Raw genomic sequence first — 20,330 nt, forward strand, 5'->3', positions numbered from 1 at the left:
GAAATTTTACCTTATTTTGTGAAGTATTTTAAAAAAATTAAGAAAAGTAAAACATTTTTTGATTACAATTCTTGAAAATAATTTACTTTAAAATAAAAAAATAGGAAGAAGTTTTGGAAGAGATATTTTCTAGAATCAATGGAGCAATAACCACTGCAGAGTTGGAAGAAATTCGCATAGCAGTAATGGGTAAGAAGGGGATTTTAACTGCACGATTTGCGGAGTTAAAAAATTGTGATGAAACACAAAAAAAGGCGTTGGCAAAGGAACTAAATCTACTAAAAGTGGAATTTGAAAAAGCCCTTGCAAATAAAAAAGAAGAATTAAGCTTGAGGGAATTGCAAGAGAAATTGCAAGCACAAAAAATTGATGTTTCTTTGTTTAGTGCTAGTAATTTTAGGGGTTCAAATCACCCTATTATGTTGATGCTTGATAAAATTGTAGAGTATTTTGAGGGTATGAATTTTATGGTAAAAACAGGTCCGCTAGTGGAAGATGATTTCCATAATTTTGAAGCCCTTAATTTACCAAAATATCACCCTGCAAGAGATATGCAGGATACTTTTTATTTTAAAGATGGAAAGATTTTGAGGACTCACACTTCTCCCGTGCAGATTCGGACTATGGAAGCACAAAAGCCCCCAATTCGTATGATTTGTCCGGGGAATGTTTTTCGCTGCGATTATGATTTGACGCATACGCCAATGTTTCATCAAGTAGAAGGTTTGGTGGTAGAAAATGGTAAAGATTCGGTAAATTTTGCAAATCTTAAGTTTATTTTAGAGGATTTTTTGAAATATATATTTGGTGATGTTAAGGTGAGATTCCGTTCAAGTTATTTTCCTTTTACTGAACCAAGTGCAGAAGTGGATATGAGCTGTATTTTTTGCAAAGGAGAAGGCTGTCGTGTTTGCTCTAACACTGGTTGGCTAGAGGTGTTGGGCTGTGGTTGTGTGAGTGAAAATGTTTTTAAGGCTGTGGGTTATGAGAATGTCAGTGGTTACGCATTTGGGCTTGGTGTAGAAAGATTTGCAATGTTGGCTTATAGTGTGCCAGACTTGCGTGCATTTTTTGAAAGTGATTTAAGAATTTTGGAGCAGTTTAAATGAAATTTAATAGAAGTATTTTAAATAAGATTCTGCCTTTAGAGGATATTAGCAGTGATGAGATTTATAAAACATTAAATAAGATTGGTTTGGAGGTAGAATCATTTCAAAAGTTATGTGCGCCAAAAAAGGTGGTTGTAGGCAAAATTATAGAATGCAAAAAACATCCAGATGCAACAAAACTTAATGTTTGTCAGGTAGCAGTGGGTGGAAGTGAAGAAAATTATGAGATGAGGCAAATTGTTTGTGGAGCGCCAAATGCTAGAGAGGGGATTTTTGTCGCAGTTGCATTAGAAGGGGCTGTGTTGCCACAAATTACAATCAAAAAAGCAGTGTTAAGAGGGGTTGAGAGCTGTGGAATGCTTTGTTCTACAACTGAGCTTGGATTTCCTGCAATCAATGATGGAATTGTCGAACTTGATGAGAGTATCGGAGTATTGGAGATTGGCAAGGAATTATTAGAATATTCTTATTTTAATGATGAGATTTATGAAATTTCTATCACACCAAATCGTGGAGATTGCATGAGTCTTTTGGGGATAGCAAGAGATTTGAGTGTGGCATTTGGACTAAAAAGAAAACCTTTAGAAAAGCTAATGGCTTTGGAAAATGCACCGGGGATTGGTCGTGTTTTGCAAGTTGTAACGGATAGGAAGCATACTTCTTCTTTGATGTATCAAGCAATAGAGATAGGGGCTATAAAAATTCCGCTTTGTGTAAATTTATTCCTTGCTTATAATGAATCTTTGACAAATAATTTATTGCTAAATGCTTTAAATTTTAGCACATTAATAAGTGGTGTTATTTTGAATGCATATCCACAAACATTTTGTCAATTAGGCAAGGGCGCAAATGAAGATAGAGTAACTTTGAAGTTAAAACAAGATGAATTGGGGTTTGAGAGTATTTATTGTGGAGAGAAAAAATTATCTGCCATTGGAATTTCTTCTTTTAATGAAGAAAATATACAGAATCTTAAAGAAAATGAAAAAGAATTTATTATTTTGGAAGCAAGTTATATACCTCCCAAAATTGTTGCCCAAAAGGTATTAGAAACAAAAGCAAAAGTGGATCCAAAAGTGTTTCAACGCTCTTCAAGAGGAAGTAATCCAAATTTGAAATTAGGATTGGATGTGCTTGGGGATTTGTTGCTGGGTAATGATGCGGTTTTGTATAATGATATTCAAGAATTAGCAAGTGAGCAAACACTCCCTTCTATCACAATAGAAATACCATTGATTGCAAAAATCATTGGTGTTCCTTTGGATAAATCAAAAGTGGTGCAATTATTGCAAGCATTAGAGTTTCAAGTTGAAATCCTAACAGATGAAAATTTGCTTGTCGTCGTGCCACCACTTTTTAGGCATGATATTTCTAATTATCAAGATATTGCAGAAGAGATTATTCGATTTATTGGGATTGATGAGGTTCCAAGTTCGCCTTTAATGTTTGTTCAAGGCAACCAAAGCAGTGAGGAATCTAGGCTTTATCATTTTAAGAGAGAATTAGCAAAGAAAGCTATTGGGACAGGTTTTAGCGAAAGCGTGCATTTTGTATTTCAAGATAAAGAGAAGTTGCTTAAATATGGTTTTCAAACATTGCAAGAGGAGTTGGAATTATTAAATCCTATTACAAGGGAATTAAATACTTTGCGACCAAGCTTATTGTTGGGATTGTTGCAGGCTGCAAAGCTTAATAGAAACAATGGTTTTAATTCAATTGCATTAGTGGAAGTGGGTGAAACTTATGATGCAAGGAGAAATCAAAATACAAAAATTGCTTTTTTGCAAAGTGGATTTGTGATGGAGGAGCGTTATCCAAATGCTAAGGGTATCAAAGGGGATTATTTTATTTTTGCAAATCATATAGCTAGAGTAATTGGAGATTTTACATTGAGAGAATGTGTAAGTGAGATTGCACTATATCACCCCGGTCAATGTGCGAAGATTATCCAAAATAATCAAGAAGTTGGTATTTTATCTACATTGCACCCACAAGTAGCCGAAGAGTTTGGGCTAGATGAAACTTATTTGTGTGAAATAGAAGTGGATAAATTGGTGCATTTAGTGCCAAAGGTTAAAGATTATTCCAAATTTCAAAAAGTAGTGCGAGATTTGAGCATAGTGGTTAATAAAAATATTCCTTATTATAAACTTAGAGAAGTGATTGGAAATCTTGGGATAGCTGATGTTGTAGGATTCTATCCATTGGATATTTATCATGATGAGAATTTGGGAGAGGAGATTAGCCTTACAATTCGTTTTGAGATTCAATCTAGTGAAAAAACTTTAGAAGAAAAAGATATTGCAAGCATTATGGATAAGATTTTGGAATCTCTAATAGAGAATTACAAAGTGAGATTGCGATGATTTTGGAGGTTTGTAAAGCCCAAAGTTTTAAGCTTGCGATAGAAAAAATCGCTTCTGACAAATCTATTTCGCATCGTTGTGCGATTTTTTCTTTGTTGAGTGATAAGCCCTCTTATATTCAAAATTATCTCAAAGGGGAAGACACGCTTGATACTTTGAAAATAGCAAAAAGGCTTGGCTTAGAGGTAAAAGAAGAAAGCAAGGGAATGGTGTTTTTGCCGCCAAAATCTATTAAAGAACCTAGTGAAATTTTGGATTGTGGAAATGCAGGGACTGCTATTAGATTGTATTTAGGATTGTTGAGTGCGCAAAAGGGAATGTTTGTTTTAAGTGGAGATTGCTATTTGAATAATCGTCCTATGAAAAGGGTTGTAGAACCGCTAAGGAGTATTGGGGCTACAATATTTGGAAGAGATAATGGGAATTTTGCTCCGCTTGTTGTAATGGGCAATCAAGGTTTAAAATCTTTTGAATATGTGAGTAAGATTCCAAGCGCACAAGTGAAATCGGCTTTGATTTTGAGTGGGCTTTTTGCTAATGGGGATTCTAAGTATTTTGAACCAGAGCTTAGCCGCGATCATACAGAGCGTATGTTGCGAGGAATGGGGGCAGAGATTGAAAGCAAAATTTATCAAGGGGGCGATGTGGAGGTTAGTATTTCTCCATTAAAACAAGCCCTAAAGCCTCTTGAGATGAATATTCCAGCAGATCCTTCTAGTGCCTTTTTCTTTGCAGTAGCAGTGGCAATTATGCCAGAATCTTATGGGCTTTTGAAGAATGTTTTATTAAATCCTACTCGGATTGAAGCTTTTAAAATGTTAGAGAAAATGGGGGTAAAAATTGCTTATAAAGAAAATTCAAATACCTATGAAAGCATTGGAGATATTGAAATTGTTTCCCCCAAAGAACTTCAAAGCATTGAAGTGAATGAAAAAATTTCTTGGTTAATTGATGAGATTCCAGCATTGGCTATTGCTATGGCTTGTGCAAATGGGGTAAGCAAAGTAACGAATGCTAAAGAATTGCGTGTGAAAGAGACAGATAGAATCAAAGCAGTAGTTGAGAATCTGAAACTTTGTGGGATTGAAGCAAAAGAGCTTGATGATGGTTTTGTAATTACAGGTGGAGAGATGCAAAAAGCTGAAGTTTCTAGCTATGGAGATCATAGGATTGCGATGAGCTTTGCGATTGCTGGATTGAAAAATGGAATGAGGATTACCCAAGCAGAATATATCAATATTTCTTTTCCGAATTTTTTAGAAATTTTAGGGCAAATTACACAGACAAAAGGAAATTAGCGTGCAAGTAAAGTTGGCAAAAAATTATGGTTTTTGTTTTGGAGTAAGACGCGCAATCAAGCTAGCTGAAAGTAAGCCAAATGGGATTACTTTGGGTCCTTTAATCCACAATGCAAAAGAAATTAATCGCTTAAAAGAAAAATTTAATGTAGTTGTCAATGAAAATATTCAAGAGATTCCAGCAAATGCAGAGGTAATCATACGCACTCATGGAATCACCAAAGAGGATTTGCAAAGGCTGAAGCAAAAAACAAAAAACATTACTGATGCAACTTGCCCTTTTGTAACTAAACCTCAAGAAATTTGTGAAAAAATGAGCAATGAAGGTTATGCGATTATTATTTTTGGAGATGAAATGCACCCAGAAGTAAAGGGGGTTATGAGTTATTGCAAAACAACGCCTTTGGTGGTAGAAAATCTTGAAGCATTGAAAAATGCGAAGATACCAGATAAGGTGGTTTTGATTTCACAGACAACCAAAAATATTGAGCTTTTTTTAGAGATTGCTGATTTTTTGATTCGTCAATGCTCGGAATGTAGAGTGTTTAATACAATATGCAATGCTACTTTTGATAATCAAGAATCTGCTAGGAATCTTGCCAAAGAAGTGGATATAATGATAATTGTTGGGGGTAAAAATTCCTCTAATACTAAACAGCTTTATAATATTTCAAAGGAATATTGTCAGGATTGTTATTTGGTGGAGGATTATCAAGAGTTGCAAAAAGAATGGTTTAGCGGCAAGAAGCTTTGTGGAGTGAGTGCGGGGGCTTCTACTCCAAATTGGATTATTGATAAAATTGTGCAAACAATTCAGAAATATTAAGATTTTTTAATTCTTTAATAAGGGTATTGTGGATAAAATAGTTAAATTTTATTTTTTGATAAAGGGTGTAGATGGCTGCGGTAGGAATTAATATGCAGGAATTAGATGAAATTATTGTAGATGAAGATTTTGCTTCAATGCTTGAGCAATATGAAAAAAAAGAGAGTGAAAAGGTTTCACAAGGTGAGATAGTATCCATTGAAAATGGACAAGTGATTATTGCTGTCCCTGGTGAGAAAAAAGAGGGTGTTATTCTAATTAGTGAAATTCAAGATTCACAAGGAAATTTGCTTTTTGGGGTAGGGGATTTATTGCCTATTGTGATTATGGGGAAAAGAAATGAACAGCCGTTACTTTCTTATAAGAAGGCGATTCGTAGAGAAAAAATACGAGAATATATTAAGAGTTTAGGTGAAGATTATAAAGATAAAATTGTAGAAGGTGTGGTTGTCAAGAAAAATAAGGGTGGTTATATTGTAGAAAGTGATGCTGTGGAGTTTTTTATGCCAAAATTTGCAGCAGCTTTTAAAGATGGAAATAAAAATGAAGGTAAGCGTATCAAAGCTTGCATTATCAATGTAAAACCAGAAGAGGATAGCATAGTCATTTCAAGGAAGCGTTTATTTGAAATTGAAAATAATATCAAAAAAGATGTTATTGATAATCTCTTAAAGCAAGAAGGCAATTTAAAAGGAAGAATTAAAAAAATTACAAGCTTTGGAATGTTTGTCGATGTAGAGGGTGTAGAGGGATTGGTGCATTATACAGAAATTAGCCATAAAGGACCAGTAAATCCTTCTAAACTTTATAAAGAAGGCGATATTGTTTCTTTGAAGGTGCTATCTTATGACAAAGAAAAAAGACGCTTAGCACTTTCGATTAAAGATACTATTGAAGATCCATGGAAAGAAGTTGAAAATGAATTAGAAGTGGGAGATGCGATTAAGGTTGTGGTTAGCAATATCGAGCCTTATGGTGTTTTTGTAGATTTGGGTAATGATATTGAGGGATTCTTGCATATTTCAGAAATCTCTTGGAATAAAAATATTCAAAATCCAGAAGAATTTTTGAAAACAGGGCAAGAAATAGATGTAGAAGTGATTGAAATTGATACCAAAGAGCGACGCTTAAGAGTTTCTCTCAAAAAATTATTGGATAAGCCTTTTGATCAATTTGCTAAAAAATACAAAGAAGGGGATATTCTAAAGGGTGTAGTAGCAACTCTAACAGATTTTGGTGCATTTATCAAATTAGATGGCATTGATGGATTATTGCATAATGAAGATGCTTATTGGAATAAGAATGAAAAATGTAAAGATTTGATGAAAATTGGCGAAGAAGTTGAAGTTAAAATTGCTAAAATCGATAAAGAAAAAGAAAGAATTTCATTAACGCGAAAAGGCATTATTTCTTCTCCGGTAGAAGAGTTTGCCAAAAGACATTCTGAAGATGAAGAAGTAGAAGGCGTTGTAAGAGATATTAAAGATTTTGGTGTGTTTATTAAGATTGATGAAGATATGGACGCACTTATACGCAATGAGGATTTATTTCCTATCAAAAAAGAAGATGTTAAAGTAGGAGATAAAATAAAGGGTGTAATTTCTCTAATTGATACACAAAATAATAGAATCCGAGTTTCTATTAGACGATTAGAAAAACAAAAAGAAAAAGCAAATTTGAAGAATTTTAATAGCAATGCAGATGATAAAATGACATTGGGAGATATTATTAAAAATCAAATTTCTTAAAGAGTAGTGTTTTATGCAAACAAGATTGTTGATAGGTATATTCAGCATTTTTACTTGCATTATTCTTTATGTTTTGGTGTGGAATTATGTAAAAGCGATGAGTAGTTATATTTTGCCTAGCATTAGTTCCTATCAACTAACATCTATAGAGGATAATGCAAGTATAGGAAGTGCTGGGTGGATTGATCAACTTTCAAAAAGGGAGCAATCAAGCTTTATTTATCCTGCAGCTGAGCTAAAAGTCAAACTCTTATTTGAAGATAATCTTAATAGAGTGGAGAAAGAAACTTTTAGAGTTTCAGTGGGAGTGATTGATGATTATCAATTTTTTTGTATCAATCAGGTTTTAAGTGCTAATAATATCGAATATTCTTATTATAAAATTGGTGAAAATATTTGGTTGGTAGTTACTACAGAGAATGAAGGGTATTTGCGTAGTGTTTTGGATGAGCTAAAGCATTATGACATTAACTATACATTGTCTAAATCTTAACAAGTGAGGATAAAATGTCAAAATTTACAATTATGGTTTGCGATCATATCCATCAAAGTGGATTAGATTTATTGGCTAAAGCCACAGATGTGGAAATGTTGAATCTTGCTAATTTGCCAAAAGATGAATTAAAAAAAGAGCTTTATAAAGCGGATATTGCCATTACAAGAAGTTCTACTGATGTAGATGAGAGCTTTTTGGAGGCAGCAAAAAAGCTTAGAGCGGTGGTGCGTGCTGGTGTTGGTGTGGATAATGTGGATATTGAAGCATCAAGTAAAAAGGGTGTTGTGGTAATGAATGTTCCAACAGCCAATACAATCGCAGCAGTTGAGCTAACTTGTGCGCATATTTTGAGTGCAATTAGGACTTTTCCGAGTGCTAATGCGCAATTAAAAAATGAAAGAAAGTGGAAAAGGGAAGATTGGTATGGTACAGAGCTTAAGGGCAAGAAACTAGGGATTATTGGGTTTGGTAATATCGGAAGTCGTGTAGGAAAGCGTATGAAAGCTTTTGAGATGGAAGTTATTACTTACGATCCTTATATTAATCCAGCTAAGGCAACAGATTTGGGGATTGCTTACACAAAAGATTTTGATGAGATTTTGGCGTGTGATATTATTACTATCCATACCCCCAAAAATAAAGAAACCATTAATATCATTGATAAAGAACAGATTGCAAAAATGAAAGAGGGTGTAGTTTTGATTAACTGTGCAAGAGGGGGGTTATACAATGAAGATGCACTCTTTGAAGCTTTGCAGAGCAAGAAAGTGCGATGGGCAGGAATTGATGTTTTTACAAAAGAGCCAGCAATTTCTAATAAGCTTTTAGATTTGCCAAATATTTATGTAACGCCACATATTGGAGCTAATACTCTTGAATCTCAAGAGAAAATCGCGATTGAAGCAGCAGAAGCTGCGTTGGAGGCAGCAAGAGGGTCAAGTTTCCCTAATGCCTTAAATCTTCCGATTAAAGATTCTGATTTGCCAAATTTTATGAGGGCTTATTTGGAGTTAATGCAAAAAATGGCGTTTTTTGCAATTCAAGTCAATAAAAGTGAGATTCGCTCTATCAAGCTTGAAGTGCAGGGTGAAATTAGTCAATACTTATCTTCACTTTCTACTTTTGCATTAGTAGGAATCTTAAATGCAACGATTGGGGATAAAGTAAATTATGTCAATGCTCCTTATGTTGCAAAAGAGCGTGGTATAGAAATTTCGCTTGAAAGCAAGAATTTGCAAAATGTGTATAAAAATCAAATTCGATTGACATTGCTGACACAAGAGGGTGAATTTAGTGTATCTGGAACGGTGTTTAATGAGGATACGCCAAAGATTGTGGAGATTAACCATTTTGAAATGGATATTGAGCCAAAAGGGCGTATGATTCTCTTTAGAAACAATGATACTCCAGGCGTTATAGGGCATGTTGGGACAACTTTGGCAAAACACAATATTAATATTGCGGATTTTAGATTAGGGCGATATGGAAAAGAAGCATTGGCTGTAATTTTGGTAGATGATGAAGTGTCCAATGAAGTAATTAAAGAGCTTTCTAGTATTAAGGCATGTTTGGCAATTAAATATGTTGTTTTATAAATTTTCTTACCTCTTTTTTCAAAGAGGTTTGGAAATTAAGTAAAAATTGAGCTAAAATAAGTATAATCATATTTTTTAATTTAGCCGGGGTGGTGAAATTGGTAGACGCGCCAGACTCAAAATCTGGTGGGGGCAACCCCGTGTCGGTTCGATTCCGACCCTCGGCACCATTTAATATAACTACATAAAAACTTCTTATTACAAATAATATAAATCTCTTAAGTTTGAAATAAAAATTTTTCTAAATATTTAAAAATATAAAATCATAGAAATGTAGAAAGTATGGAAAAAGATTAAATTTTGTAGTTTTTGCCTTGAAATGCCATAGCAGAATGATAAGGGCGGCATTGTTTTGATTTGCTTGTTAAAATGATTCTAATTTTATAGCTTGTTTTGACAATATTTATTAATATCATTTGAAAGCATACAATTATTTTCGTTGGGTTAATTGCTGATTTTTGCAATAAAATTTACCATGAGATAAAAACATTATCAATAAATTAAGAAACCTAGTGTTACAATATAATAAAAGTTTATTAAATTGGATAGATGGAAAAAAAGATTTTTGGGACTTCTTTAGAAGCAAAAGCTAGAATATTAGTTTTTAATATCGCATGCGGATTATTATCATTAGCTGTCGTTTCTTATGTATTTTACTTTAGTTTGAAATATGATTATGAAACGCTCTTTTCAGAATATCATCAATCTTTGATTGGTTTAGAAGAATTGAGGCAGATTGTTAATGGCACTCAAGCGATTCTTATGCAGCCCAATCAAGAATCTCAAATGATAGAATTGAGGGAAAAAATCATAGAATATTGGGAAGCATATCAAAGAGTAGAAGAGACTGCTCTTGATGATAATTATCTCATTTATCTTGTGTTGCAGGTTTATTATTTTTTTAATCAAGATGATTTTGGATTGAAAGAAGAAGCAGAAATGCAACAAAAGATAGATGATATTAGCAAATTGGATAATCAAATTTATATCTTTTTGGATATTTTAAAAAAGGCAAGTAACAATCAAGAAAATTACATAGAAGAGCTTAAGTATCAAATCGCACAACTCAATAAAGAAATTTCTAATCTCATTCATAGTAGCCTTAATCTTGTGGAGATTAAAAAAGATAGAAATAGCACATTGCATAGTATTTTGCATAAGGCTGTGCTGGCAATTATGTGTCTTATTATGGTAATTACAATTTGGCTTAGTTACTTGGTTTTGAGCAATATTAAACTATTGCATAAAACATTGGAGATTAAAATCAAAGAAAAAACTAAGGAATTGCGTGATTTAAATGATTCTTTGCAAGAAACAATTAAAAAGGAGGTTTTGGAAAGTCGCAAAAAAGATCAAATTATGTATCAGCAGGCAAGATTGGCTAGTATGGGAGAGATGATAGGGAATATTGCTCATCAATGGAGGCAGCCTTTGAATGCCCTAATGCTATTAATACAGGCTTTTAAGGTCAAGTCACAAAATGGTAAATTAACACAAGAATTTATAGAAGTGCAGGTGGAAGAGGGACTAAAAATAGCCAAAAGAATGTCAAGAACGATTGAGGATTTTCGTAATTTTTTCCATTCATCTAGCCAAAAAGAATTTTTTAATCTAAGGGAAAATATTGAGGATTCTGTATCTTTGGTGAGTGCATTTTTAAAACAAAATGAAATTCAGCTAGAAATAGAATGCCCTAATGATATTGTGCTTTATGGATATAAAAACTCTTTTTCACAAGTGATTTTGAATCTTATTAAAAATTCAGAAGATGTTTTAAAAGAAAGAAATATCGCACCTGCAAAAATTAAAATTTCTGTAAGTCAAGATAATAAAAATAATGTTTTGCCAAAAAACAACAAACAAGGCGGATGTGTGCGGATACTTTTTATGGATAATGGAGGAGGAGTTAGACTTGAGGATATACAAAAGATTTTTGAGCCTTATTTTACAACAAAGCATAAATCTGTTGGGACGGGGATTGGGCTTTATATGTCCAAACAGATTATAGAGAAGCAAATGCAAGGGAGCATAGAAGTGAAAAATGTTAAATGGCAAACAGATTATGAATGCCAAAAAAGAGAATGTTTGGAGAATTGTCAAGTGCAAAGTGGTGAATGTGGAGCGCAATTTATCATTACAATACCATTAAAAATTGAAGAATAGAGGAGAGATGAAGATGTTATCAAAAAATGATGAAGCAATGATGAGAAAGATACGCGTATTGTATGTAGAGGATGAAGAAGATATTTTGAGATTTGCTTCTATGGTTTTAGAGGATTATGTAGATAAGCTTTTTATAGCAAGGAATGGTAAGGAGGCTTTAGAGATTCTAAAAAAAGAAAATATTGATTTGATTATTACAGATATTTTGATGCCAAAAATCAGCGGAATTGAGCTAATACGCGAGATTAAAAAGAATCCTTTATGTGATACTGCGGTGATTGTGGCTACTGCACATACAGAGACTCAATATTTATTGGAATGCATTGAACTTAGAGTGGATGGATACATTCTAAAGCCCATTGATGTAGATGAGCTTTTAAAGACAATCTTAAAAGCTATTTTGCCTAAATTTCAAGCCAGTGAATTGCGAGCAAAAAATGTGCTTTTGAACGCTATTTCGGTGTTTGTTGGGGGCAAAAAAATAGAAATCATCAAATACCTTATTGAACACAGTGATGAGGAAAATATTTTTTATGGCTCTTATGAGGACATTGTCCAAGAGCTTGGCGTGAGCAAGCCAACAGTTGTAAAGACTTTTAGGCAGCTAATTGATACAGGACTTTTGGTGAGATTAAAAAATAAAATCTATAAAATCCAACCTGATATTGCACAATATAGAGAATAAATTTAATAAGTATGAGAGGGGATTTGTTGTAAAATCAAATTTATTTTAAAAGATTGGTGAGAGATGGAACAACATAATGAGGCTTTAGCATTAAAATATCGTCCGATGGATTTTGATGAGCTTGTAGGGCAAGAAGCGGTTAGTCGGACACTTTCTTTGGCGCTAGAAAGCAAGAGGCTATCCCATGCTTATTTATTTTCGGGGCTTAGAGGAAGTGGGAAAACTTCTAGTGCAAGAATCTTTGCGCGTGCTTTGCAATGTGAAAATGGTCCAAAGGCTAAACCTTGCGGAGTATGTGCAAATTGTGTCGCAGCAAATCCTCATAAAATGAGCCATATTGATATTATTGAATTAGATGGTGCTTCAAGTAGGAAAATTGATGATATTAGAGATTTAATTGAGCAAACAAAATATCGCCCCAATATGGGAAGATATAAGATTTTCATTATCGATGAAGTGCATATGCTAACCAAAGAAGCATTTAATGCACTATTAAAGACGCTAGAAGAGCCACCAGAGTATGTAAAATTTATCTTAGCGACAACTGATCCCTTGAAATTGCCTGCAACAATTTTAAGTCGAACTCAACATTTTCGTTTTAAAAGAATCTCTGATAAAAGTATTTTTAATCATTTAAAAAGCATTTTGCACAAAGAAAATATCACTTATCAAGATGAAGCATTAAATATGTTGATACGCAGTGGTTCTGGGTCATTAAGGGATACTTTGACGCTTTTAGATCAAGTGATTATTTATTCTAATTATAATATCACTGCTGAATCTTGTGCGAGTATGCTTGGGTTGATTAATCCACAAAGTTTGAGCGATTTTTTTGATGAGATTTTTAAGAACGATAAAAAAGCACTTTTAGAAACCATCGAAGGGTTTTTTGAATATGAATGTGAAATGCTGTTAGATGAAATGAGTATTTTTCTTAAAGATAAGCTCTTAAGTGCAGAAGATGTGCGATATAGCCCTGTTATTATAGATAGATTTTTTAGAATCATTACTCAAGCAAAGCAGCTTTTATCTTTGGGTTGTGATGATAATTTTGTTTTGACTTTGAGTATTTTTAAAATGTTAGAAGCATTAAAAATAGATGATATTGACAAAGCTATTAAAACCTTAGAGCAGGGTTTATTGGATGTAGGGGAATCTCGGCAAAATCTTAAAACAGATAGGATAGAGATTCCAAAACAAGAAAGCATTGTCACTCCAAAGGCAGAAATTAAGCCACAATCTATCAAGGGGGCAGATTTATTTGCACTGCTTGTAAAAAGAATTTATGAGAGAAATTATGAGTTAGGCGAGATTTTTGAGAAGAATATTCATTTTATTTCTTATGAAAATGGGGTATTGACATGGGGAAGTTGTGCGGTAGGAGAGGAAAAACAACGGCTTTCAAATAGCTATTCTAATGTAATTAAAGGCATTGTGCTTGAGATTTTTGGAATAGAGACACGCATAGAGTTTGTTGCTCAAGAGCCCAAAGGGGATTGCAATCAAACAATAACACAGGAAAAAGCTAATAAAACAGAATCGATAAAAGAAGAGGCTGAAATATCAAAGATTCAAGAAAGTTCTACCCCAAAAGAAGAGCAAATAGAGATTTCTCAATATACAGAAACTCCAAAAGCAACAATCAAGGAAAATCAAGATATTCCAAACCCCCAAAAAAACATTCAAGATGAGGTGAATGAAGCCCTAGAACTTCCTCTCTTGCAAAAAGCCAAAGAACTCCTTGAGATTAGACAAATCAAAGTGCGTCCAAAAGCAGAGGGATAGATGAAAATTTTGGAAGTTAGTCAAGATTCATTGCAGCAGGTGTGTGAAGCTTTGGAGCTAAAAAAGAATCGTGGAATCTATCTTTTGGAGGGAGATTTGGCAAGTGGCAAGACAACTTTGGTGAGGCAAATGGTGCAATATTTGGGCAATAAAAGCATGGTTACTTCTCCCACTTTTTTGCTATCTTGGGATTATGGTGGCGGGATTTATCATTATGATATTTATCAAAAGAATCTACAAGAGCTTTTTGAGCTTGGATTTTTAGAAGAGCTTGAGAAAGAGGGTTGGCATTTTGTCGAATGGGGCGATGAACAATTAGCGCAAGTCTTAAAAAAAATTGGTATGGATTTTAAAAGAATTGTAATCTCACCAAAAAATCATTTAAGGGAATATAGAATTTATGCATAAATTAGAAGCAAAAAATTTAGTAAAAACAATCAAAAAAACAAAAATTATTTCTGATATTTCTATGGAAGTTAGAAGTGGAGAGGTTGTTGGACTTCTAGGTCCTAATGGAGCAGGGAAGACGACAAGTTTTTATATTATTTGTGGGCTTTTACTGCCAAGTAGTGGAAAAGTTTTTTTTGATAATAGAGATATTACAGGGCTTAGTTTGCATAAAAGATCGCAGCTTGGTATTGGATATTTGCCTCAAGAATCGAGTGTATTTAAAGATTTGAGTGTGGAAGAAAACTTGATGATTGCAGCTGAAGTATGCTTGGAAAATGAAGAAGAGCGTATGAAGCGTATTGAAGAATTGTTGGAAGAATTTAATATCGAACCTATTCGCAATCGCAAGGGCGTGAATCTAAGTGGTGGAGAAAGAAGGCGTGTAGAAATAGCGCGTGCACTTGTAAAGAAACCCAAATTTATTTTGCTTGATGAGCCTTTTGCGGGTGTAGATCCTATCGCTGTTTTGGATATTCAAAACATTATTAAAAAGCTTTTAAAATTTAATATTGGAGTTTTGATTACAGACCATAATGTAAGAGAAACTTTGAGCGTGTGTAATCGGGCTTATGTGATTAATAAGGGAATGTTGTTAGCTAGTGGAGATTCTAATGAGATTTATGAAAATGAGCTTGTTAGAAGACATTATTTGGGAGAGAATTTTAGGGTATGAAATTAAGAACTCAAGCTTCTACTACTCTTAAAGCTAAGCTTTCTTCTACACTTAAGAGTTGGTTGCCTATTTTACAAAGCGGAGTTGGGGAGCTTGAAGAAACTTTGGGGGAATTTGCCAAAGACAATCCTTATTTGGAGATACAATCAGGGATTGCTACAGATTTTTCTTCCCAAAGCAAGAAACGCAAAGAAGGTCCAAGAGGGTTAAAAAATATCGATAATGAGGGCATTGAGAGGTTTTGTATCCAAGAAGAGAGCCTAGAAGAAACGCTAAAAAATCAAATTTCTCCACCCTTATTTCCTACAAGAACTTCACAAGAAATTGCACAAAAAATTATTGAAAATTTAAATGAAGAGGGGTATTTTGAAGGGGACAAAGAAAAGATTGCAAAAGAGTGTGGTAGCAGTGTAGAAGAAGTGGAGAAAATACGCAAAAGATTTGCTTATTTAGAGCCATCGGGTATCGGGGCAGAGAATCTCATTGAATCATTTCATTTTCAGCTAGATAGTATGGATATTCAAAGTGAGATTTATAGTCTTTGTTTGCGTATTTTGGGGAATTTGGAAAAACATTCTCAATATAAAAATGAAGCTTGTTATGCTAAGGCTATGCGTGTGATTCAGAGCTTTAAAAATCCCCCGGCATTGGAATATTATCAAAAAGAACCAGAGATAATTCCAGATATTTTAATCATTCAAGAAGCGCAATCTATTCAAGTGCAGATTAATAGTCAATATTATCCAAGTATCCAAATAGAAATGCCCAAAAAAGAAGCCAAAGAGAAAATAAAGCATGATTTTATTAAAAATAAAGTCAAAGAAGCACGAGATTTGGTGGATGCTTTGGAGATGCGTAAAGCGACACTTTATAAGATTGGCTTGATGATTGTAGAATATCAATATGATTTTTTTATGGGTGGAGAGATTAAGCCGATGAAACTCAAAGACTTAGCAGAAGAGTTTGGACATGCTTCAAGCACGATTTCTAGGGCAATTTCAAATAAATTTTTGGAATGTTCTAGGGGAATCTTTCCGCTTAGAAATTTCTTTGCCACTGCACTTGATGAGGATACAGCTAATACAACTATTAAAGAATTTGTAAGTAATCTTATCAAAAACGAAAATCGGCAGAAACCTTTGAGTGATAATAGAATCTTGGAATTAATTGAAGAAAAATTTAATATTAAAATCGTGCGTAGGACTATTACAAAGTATAGGGCGCAGTTAAATATCGCTAGTTCTAGTGAGCGTAAAAGACTTTATAAAATGTCAGTATGACTTCACATTGATTTTATACTTGCATTATATACTTTCGCTGTAAAAAAATTAAGGAGCTTACAATGAAAGCAAAAACATTGATTTCAGTTTTAGTTGGTACAGCCTTGAGTGTTTCAGTTGCATTAGCAGCAGATTTTTCAAAAAAAAGCAATGAAGAGCTTGTTAATCTTTCAGGGAAAGTAGCACCAAAAGATTATCCAGACTATAAAATGGAAATCCATAAAAGAATGCAAAAAATGGAGATTCAAGAAGGTAGAGATTTTGCAGATAATTTAAGAAAAAATGCACAAAGCAACTATGATAAGATGACTATGAAAGAATACCGAGAATACCGAGACGAGATTCGCAAAGAAACAGAAAAGAGAATTGATTCTATGACAAGAGAGGAAGCTAGAGATAGCGGATTGTTAAGAGGCGGTTATGGCAGAGGTTATGGTTATGGTAAAGGGCATAGAGGGCATTATAGAGGAGATTGTTTTGAAGGTAGATACCCAGATTGTCCAGTTGGTCCAAGACCTTAATGGTGTGTAGCTTTTGGCTACACAGCGTATAAAAGGGAGAGAATGAAAGCAAAAATATTATTGTTAGAAGATGATATGGCATTGCAAGAAATTATTGCTGAGTTTTTGAGTGAGGAAGGTTATGAAGTAGTTTGTTGCAATGATGGTATAGAGGCTTCTAATAAAGTCTATGAAGAAAATTTTGATATTTTGCTGCTTGATGTAATGGTGCCAAACCTAGATGGTTTTGAGACATTAAAAAGTATTCATCAAAGTGGGAGAAGAATCCCAGCAATTTTCATCACTGCTTTAAATAGTATTAAAGATTTGGAAATAGGGTTTAAAAGCGGTTGTGATGATTATTTGCGAAAACCTTTTGAATTGTCAGAATTATTGTTGCGTATTGAAGCATTATTGAAACGTAGTAATCGAATGCAGATTTATGATTTTGGCAATGGATATAGTTTTGATTGTGGGGAAGGAATTTTGTATTTAGAGGGGAAGGTATGCAAACTTTCTGCAAAAGAGCGAGAATTACTAAAGATTTTGTTGATTAATGAGAATCATTTTGTATCCTTAGAAGAAATTTATAGTGCATTGTGGGGATATGAAGAGGAGCCAAGCGAGTTGAGTTTGCGTGTGTATATTAAAGACTTGCGTCAAATTGTCGGTAAAGATAATATTTTGACCCGCAGGGGAGAAGGGTATTGTTATAAAAAGGTGCTTTGATGAATGAAAGCAAAAAGATTGTTTTAAAAATTAGCTTACTTTATGCATTGACAACTTTGATTTTTTTGGCGATTGTTTTTTATGGTTGGTACCAAAAAGAAAAAGAATCTTTGATTGAAGAAAGAGTATTGCAATTGCGAGAATCAACGCATAATTTGGCGATGCATTTGTATGAAAAATTGCAATTTAATCGCAATGGAAACTTTTTTAAGATTTTAGAAGAAACTTCTAAAGAGTTAGAAATCCCATTTTCTTTGAATACAAGCAGTGGAGAGATAATTTTTAGCACTTTAAAAGAGGTTGAAAATGCAAAAGAATTTAGGCAGATATTGCAAGAACGCGGGATTCCAATTAGTTTTAGGAAAGATCATCGGCACATTGATAGAATCGTGATTGCAGGAGACAATGTGTATTTAGTGACTCAAAGAATAGGAGGAAGATTTTGGAGTCTTGTAAATATGGAGCTTTACAAACAAAATTTATTAGATACTTTAGAAAGAAGAAATGATTTTTTTATGATTATTCAAGATAATGGAATTTCAAAGGAAATATATGGGCTTTGGGGCTTAATTGGCGGGAGCTTTTTGCTAGTGCTTTTTGGGGTGAGTGTGGTGGCATATTTTTTGGTTCGTTTAAGTTTGAAGCCATTAGAGGAAAAAATACAGGCACTGAATAATTTTATTAAAGATTCTACCCATGAAATTAATACGCCTTTGAGCATTATTTTGATGAGCATAGAGAGGATAAAAAAAGAAGATCTTAAAGAGCAAGATTTGCAAAAGTTTGAACGCATTAAAATGGCGGCAAATACTTTGGGGCAAATTTATCAAGATTTGGTATTTTATAATTTTCCTCATTTGCAGGGCAATAATCTTGAAAAGATTGCTATGAATGATTTGCTAAAAGAGCGTGTGTCTTATTTTGAACCTTTTTATAAAAAGAAAAATATTTCTATTGTTTTAAAAGCAGAATCTAGCACACTTATGGCAAATAAAAGTCGTATTATCAGGGTTGTTGATAATTTATTGGATAATGCATTAAAATACACTCAAAGTGGCGGAGAAGTTGAGGTTTTTGTGGGGAATAATTTTCTAAAGATAAAAGATAATGGGTGTGGAATGGAGAAAGAGGATTTGAAGAGAATTTTTGATAGATATTATCGTTGCAATAAGGATCAAGGTGGGTTTGGAATAGGGCTGGCATTGATAAAAGAAATTTGCAATATTTATAAAATTGCTATTGAATGTGAAAGTCAAAAAGGAAAGGGAACAACTTTTGTTTTGCGTTGGTAATGTAGAATTTGATAAAAAATTATCCAAAGTTTAGTGAGGCTAAATAAAAATTAGATATAATTTTTTATGTTTTTGCTAGAAGGTTTGTTAGGATATGGAGAAAATTATCATAAATGCTTTTAGGCAAGTGTTGAAAGATACTTTGGGAGAGACGCCAAAGAGAGTTACAAGAAAGCTAACAAAAGGGTTTTTGTCAAGTATTGATATTTTTTTGGAGAATGAAGAGAAAGATACTATTACTTTTGTTTCTTCTAAAGATTTTTTGGCAAAATTAGGCAATGGATTATTTGGAGAGGAAGAGCTAGATGAGATTGCCCTAAAAGATCTTTCTCAAGAGCTTGCTAATCTTACTATTGGTTTAGCAAAAGTGTTAGCTGTTACAGAAAATATAAAGTTTAATATCTCAACACCTAGGGTTTATGGGTTTGGAGAATTTCAAGATACGCATTCTAGCAGTTTTAATTTTTCATTAGGAAGGGGAGCTAAGTGTTCCCTTTTTATGCATAACAAATCACTTTAAGGAAAAGATATGCCAGCAGATGAATTTACTTTAGCAAAGATACAAGCACCAAAACAAGAGGATTTAGCGCGTTATCTTGAAGGAATTATGAATAATTATGGGGGGCTTTTGGATATGAAAGTCCTTTTCCATGCCGAGCTTGGCTCAACAAAGATAGCATTGAAGGAAATTTTGCAGTTTGAAAAAGGCTCTATTATTGATTTGCAAAAACCAGCAGGTGAAAGTGTGGAGATTTATATCAATGGTAGAATAGTTGGCAAGGGCGAAGTAATGGTGTATGAGAAGAATCTTGCTATTAGGGTTAATGAAGTGCTTGATTCTAATGCAATTATCTATTATCTCACAAGAGAGAGCATTAGCACTACATGAAAATTGTTTTAGTTATTTTATCATTCATTACTTTTTTGTTTGCAGAGGATAAAGATTCATTAGAGCAGGGATTAAAGTTTTCTAGTGAAAATAATCAAACTTTTCCTTTTGAAATGGCAAAATCCCCTTTGGAGAGTATTAATTTTTATCAGTATAGTGGAGTGATTCTTGTCTTAATTGGGCTTTTGATATTGCTTTGGTATATCAAAAAGAGGCTTTATTATAAAGAGCAAAAATTATCTTTGGTTGATTTTTTCAAAAAAAAAGAAGCTAATTCGATTCAAATTGTTTCTAGCTTTTCTTTGTCTATGAATGCCAAATTGGTTGTTTTTGAGATTTACCAAAAACGCTATATTGTGATATTAAGCCAAAATGGAGCAACTTTGGTTGATAAATATTCAATCAAAGATTTTGGAGAATTATTAGAACAAGAAAAACAATAAATA

Annotated in this window: 20 protein-coding genes and 1 tRNA gene; 20 read left to right on the plus strand and 1 reads right to left on the minus strand. The window is 33.4% G+C overall.

Annotated elements, in window-relative coordinates; all coding sequences use genetic code 11:
• Positions 1–113: 113 nt before the first annotated feature.
• The 8 genes from pheS to EL247_RS02035 all read left to right on the plus strand — a co-directional run bounded on the left by pheS (position 114) and on the right by EL247_RS02035 (position 9,608).
• Positions 114–1,109: a phenylalanine--tRNA ligase subunit alpha gene (gene pheS, locus EL247_RS02000; RefSeq protein WP_065829016.1), complete on the plus strand. Its 996-nt coding sequence runs from the start codon at positions 114–116 to the stop codon at positions 1,107–1,109.
• Positions 1,106–3,475, plus strand: a complete 2,370-nt coding sequence (gene pheT, locus EL247_RS02005; RefSeq protein ID WP_104745587.1) for a phenylalanine--tRNA ligase subunit beta — start codon at positions 1,106–1,108, stop codon at positions 3,473–3,475. The genes pheS and pheT overlap by 4 nt, the downstream gene beginning before the upstream one ends.
• The gene (aroA, locus tag EL247_RS02010) at positions 3,472–4,773 is read left to right on the plus strand and encodes a 3-phosphoshikimate 1-carboxyvinyltransferase (protein ID WP_104745588.1); all 1,302 of its coding nucleotides are present in this window, start codon (positions 3,472–3,474) and stop codon (positions 4,771–4,773) included. Before pheT ends, aroA begins: the two co-directional genes overlap by 4 nt.
• A 1-nt stretch (position 4,774) precedes the next feature.
• Positions 4,775–5,599 (plus strand): 4-hydroxy-3-methylbut-2-enyl diphosphate reductase, encoded by an 825-nt coding sequence (locus tag EL247_RS02015; protein WP_060663068.1) that lies wholly within the window; start codon positions 4,775–4,777, stop codon positions 5,597–5,599.
• Between the two features lie 71 nt (positions 5,600–5,670).
• Complete coding sequence (locus EL247_RS02020) at positions 5,671–7,347, plus strand: 30S ribosomal protein S1 (protein ID WP_060661554.1); 1,677 nt, start codon at positions 5,671–5,673, stop codon at positions 7,345–7,347.
• A gap of 13 nt (positions 7,348–7,360) precedes the next feature.
• Positions 7,361–7,840: a hypothetical protein gene (locus EL247_RS02025; protein WP_104745589.1), complete on the plus strand. Its 480-nt coding sequence runs from the start codon at positions 7,361–7,363 to the stop codon at positions 7,838–7,840.
• 14 nt (positions 7,841–7,854) lie between these two features.
• Entirely contained in the window at positions 7,855–9,438 is a 1,584-nt protein-coding gene (gene serA, locus EL247_RS02030) for a phosphoglycerate dehydrogenase (protein WP_054195457.1), read from the plus strand.
• An 83-nt stretch (positions 9,439–9,521) separates the two neighbouring features.
• A tRNA-Leu gene (locus EL247_RS02035) sits at positions 9,522–9,608 on the plus strand.
• Between the two features lie 123 nt (positions 9,609–9,731).
• Here the strand turns inward: EL247_RS02035 and EL247_RS08690 are convergent.
• On the minus strand, positions 9,732–9,854 hold the full coding sequence (locus tag EL247_RS08690; RefSeq protein WP_257004436.1) for a hypothetical protein: 123 nt from the start codon (positions 9,852–9,854) through the stop codon (positions 9,732–9,734).
• A gap of 133 nt (positions 9,855–9,987) precedes the next feature.
• Between EL247_RS08690 and EL247_RS02040 the strand changes: the two genes are divergently transcribed.
• The 12 genes from EL247_RS02040 (at position 9,988) to EL247_RS02095 (ending at position 20,327) form a co-directional block, all read left to right on the plus strand.
• On the plus strand, positions 9,988–11,601 hold the full coding sequence (locus EL247_RS02040; RefSeq protein WP_060663069.1) for a sensor histidine kinase: 1,614 nt from the start codon (positions 9,988–9,990) through the stop codon (positions 11,599–11,601).
• A 13-nt stretch (positions 11,602–11,614) separates the two neighbouring features.
• Positions 11,615–12,286, plus strand: a complete 672-nt coding sequence (locus tag EL247_RS02045; protein ID WP_040499980.1) for a response regulator — start codon at positions 11,615–11,617, stop codon at positions 12,284–12,286.
• 63 nt (positions 12,287–12,349) lie between these two features.
• On the plus strand, positions 12,350–14,071 hold the full coding sequence (locus EL247_RS02050) for a DNA polymerase III subunit gamma/tau (RefSeq protein ID WP_104745590.1): 1,722 nt from the start codon (positions 12,350–12,352) through the stop codon (positions 14,069–14,071).
• On the plus strand, positions 14,072–14,479 hold the full coding sequence (gene tsaE, locus EL247_RS02055) for a tRNA (adenosine(37)-N6)-threonylcarbamoyltransferase complex ATPase subunit type 1 TsaE (protein ID WP_104745591.1): 408 nt from the start codon (positions 14,072–14,074) through the stop codon (positions 14,477–14,479). It abuts the gene before it with no gap.
• Positions 14,472–15,194 (plus strand): LPS export ABC transporter ATP-binding protein, encoded by a 723-nt coding sequence (lptB, locus tag EL247_RS02060; RefSeq protein WP_005022348.1) that lies wholly within the window; start codon positions 14,472–14,474, stop codon positions 15,192–15,194. The genes tsaE and lptB overlap by 8 nt, the downstream gene beginning before the upstream one ends.
• Entirely contained in the window at positions 15,191–16,474 is a 1,284-nt protein-coding gene (locus tag EL247_RS02065) for an RNA polymerase factor sigma-54 (protein WP_104745592.1), read from the plus strand. Before lptB ends, EL247_RS02065 begins: the two co-directional genes overlap by 4 nt.
• A 62-nt stretch (positions 16,475–16,536) precedes the next feature.
• Positions 16,537–16,995 (plus strand): DUF1104 domain-containing protein, encoded by a 459-nt coding sequence (locus EL247_RS02070; protein WP_005022352.1) that lies wholly within the window; start codon positions 16,537–16,539, stop codon positions 16,993–16,995.
• Positions 16,996–17,037: 42 nt separating this feature from the next.
• Positions 17,038–17,703: a response regulator transcription factor gene (locus tag EL247_RS02075; protein ID WP_104745593.1), complete on the plus strand. Its 666-nt coding sequence runs from the start codon at positions 17,038–17,040 to the stop codon at positions 17,701–17,703.
• Complete coding sequence (locus EL247_RS02080) at positions 17,703–18,995, plus strand: sensor histidine kinase (protein WP_104745594.1); 1,293 nt, start codon at positions 17,703–17,705, stop codon at positions 18,993–18,995. Before EL247_RS02075 ends, EL247_RS02080 begins: the two co-directional genes overlap by 1 nt.
• Before the next feature lie 94 nt (positions 18,996–19,089).
• A complete protein-coding gene (locus tag EL247_RS02085) occupies positions 19,090–19,515 on the plus strand; it encodes a hypothetical protein (RefSeq protein ID WP_054198259.1) in 426 nt (141 codons plus the stop codon).
• 9 nt (positions 19,516–19,524) lie between these two features.
• Positions 19,525–19,884: a flagellar motor switch protein FliN gene (gene fliN / locus EL247_RS02090; RefSeq protein WP_005022359.1), complete on the plus strand. Its 360-nt coding sequence runs from the start codon at positions 19,525–19,527 to the stop codon at positions 19,882–19,884.
• The gene (locus tag EL247_RS02095; RefSeq protein ID WP_005022360.1) at positions 19,881–20,327 is read left to right on the plus strand and encodes a hypothetical protein; all 447 of its coding nucleotides are present in this window, start codon (positions 19,881–19,883) and stop codon (positions 20,325–20,327) included. The genes fliN and EL247_RS02095 overlap by 4 nt, the downstream gene beginning before the upstream one ends.
• The last annotated feature ends 3 nt before the right edge of the window (positions 20,328–20,330 follow it).

The sequence above is a fragment of the Helicobacter pullorum genome, from assembly GCF_900638355.1.
GTDB lineage: Bacteria > Campylobacterota > Campylobacteria > Campylobacterales > Helicobacteraceae > Helicobacter_D > Helicobacter_D pullorum.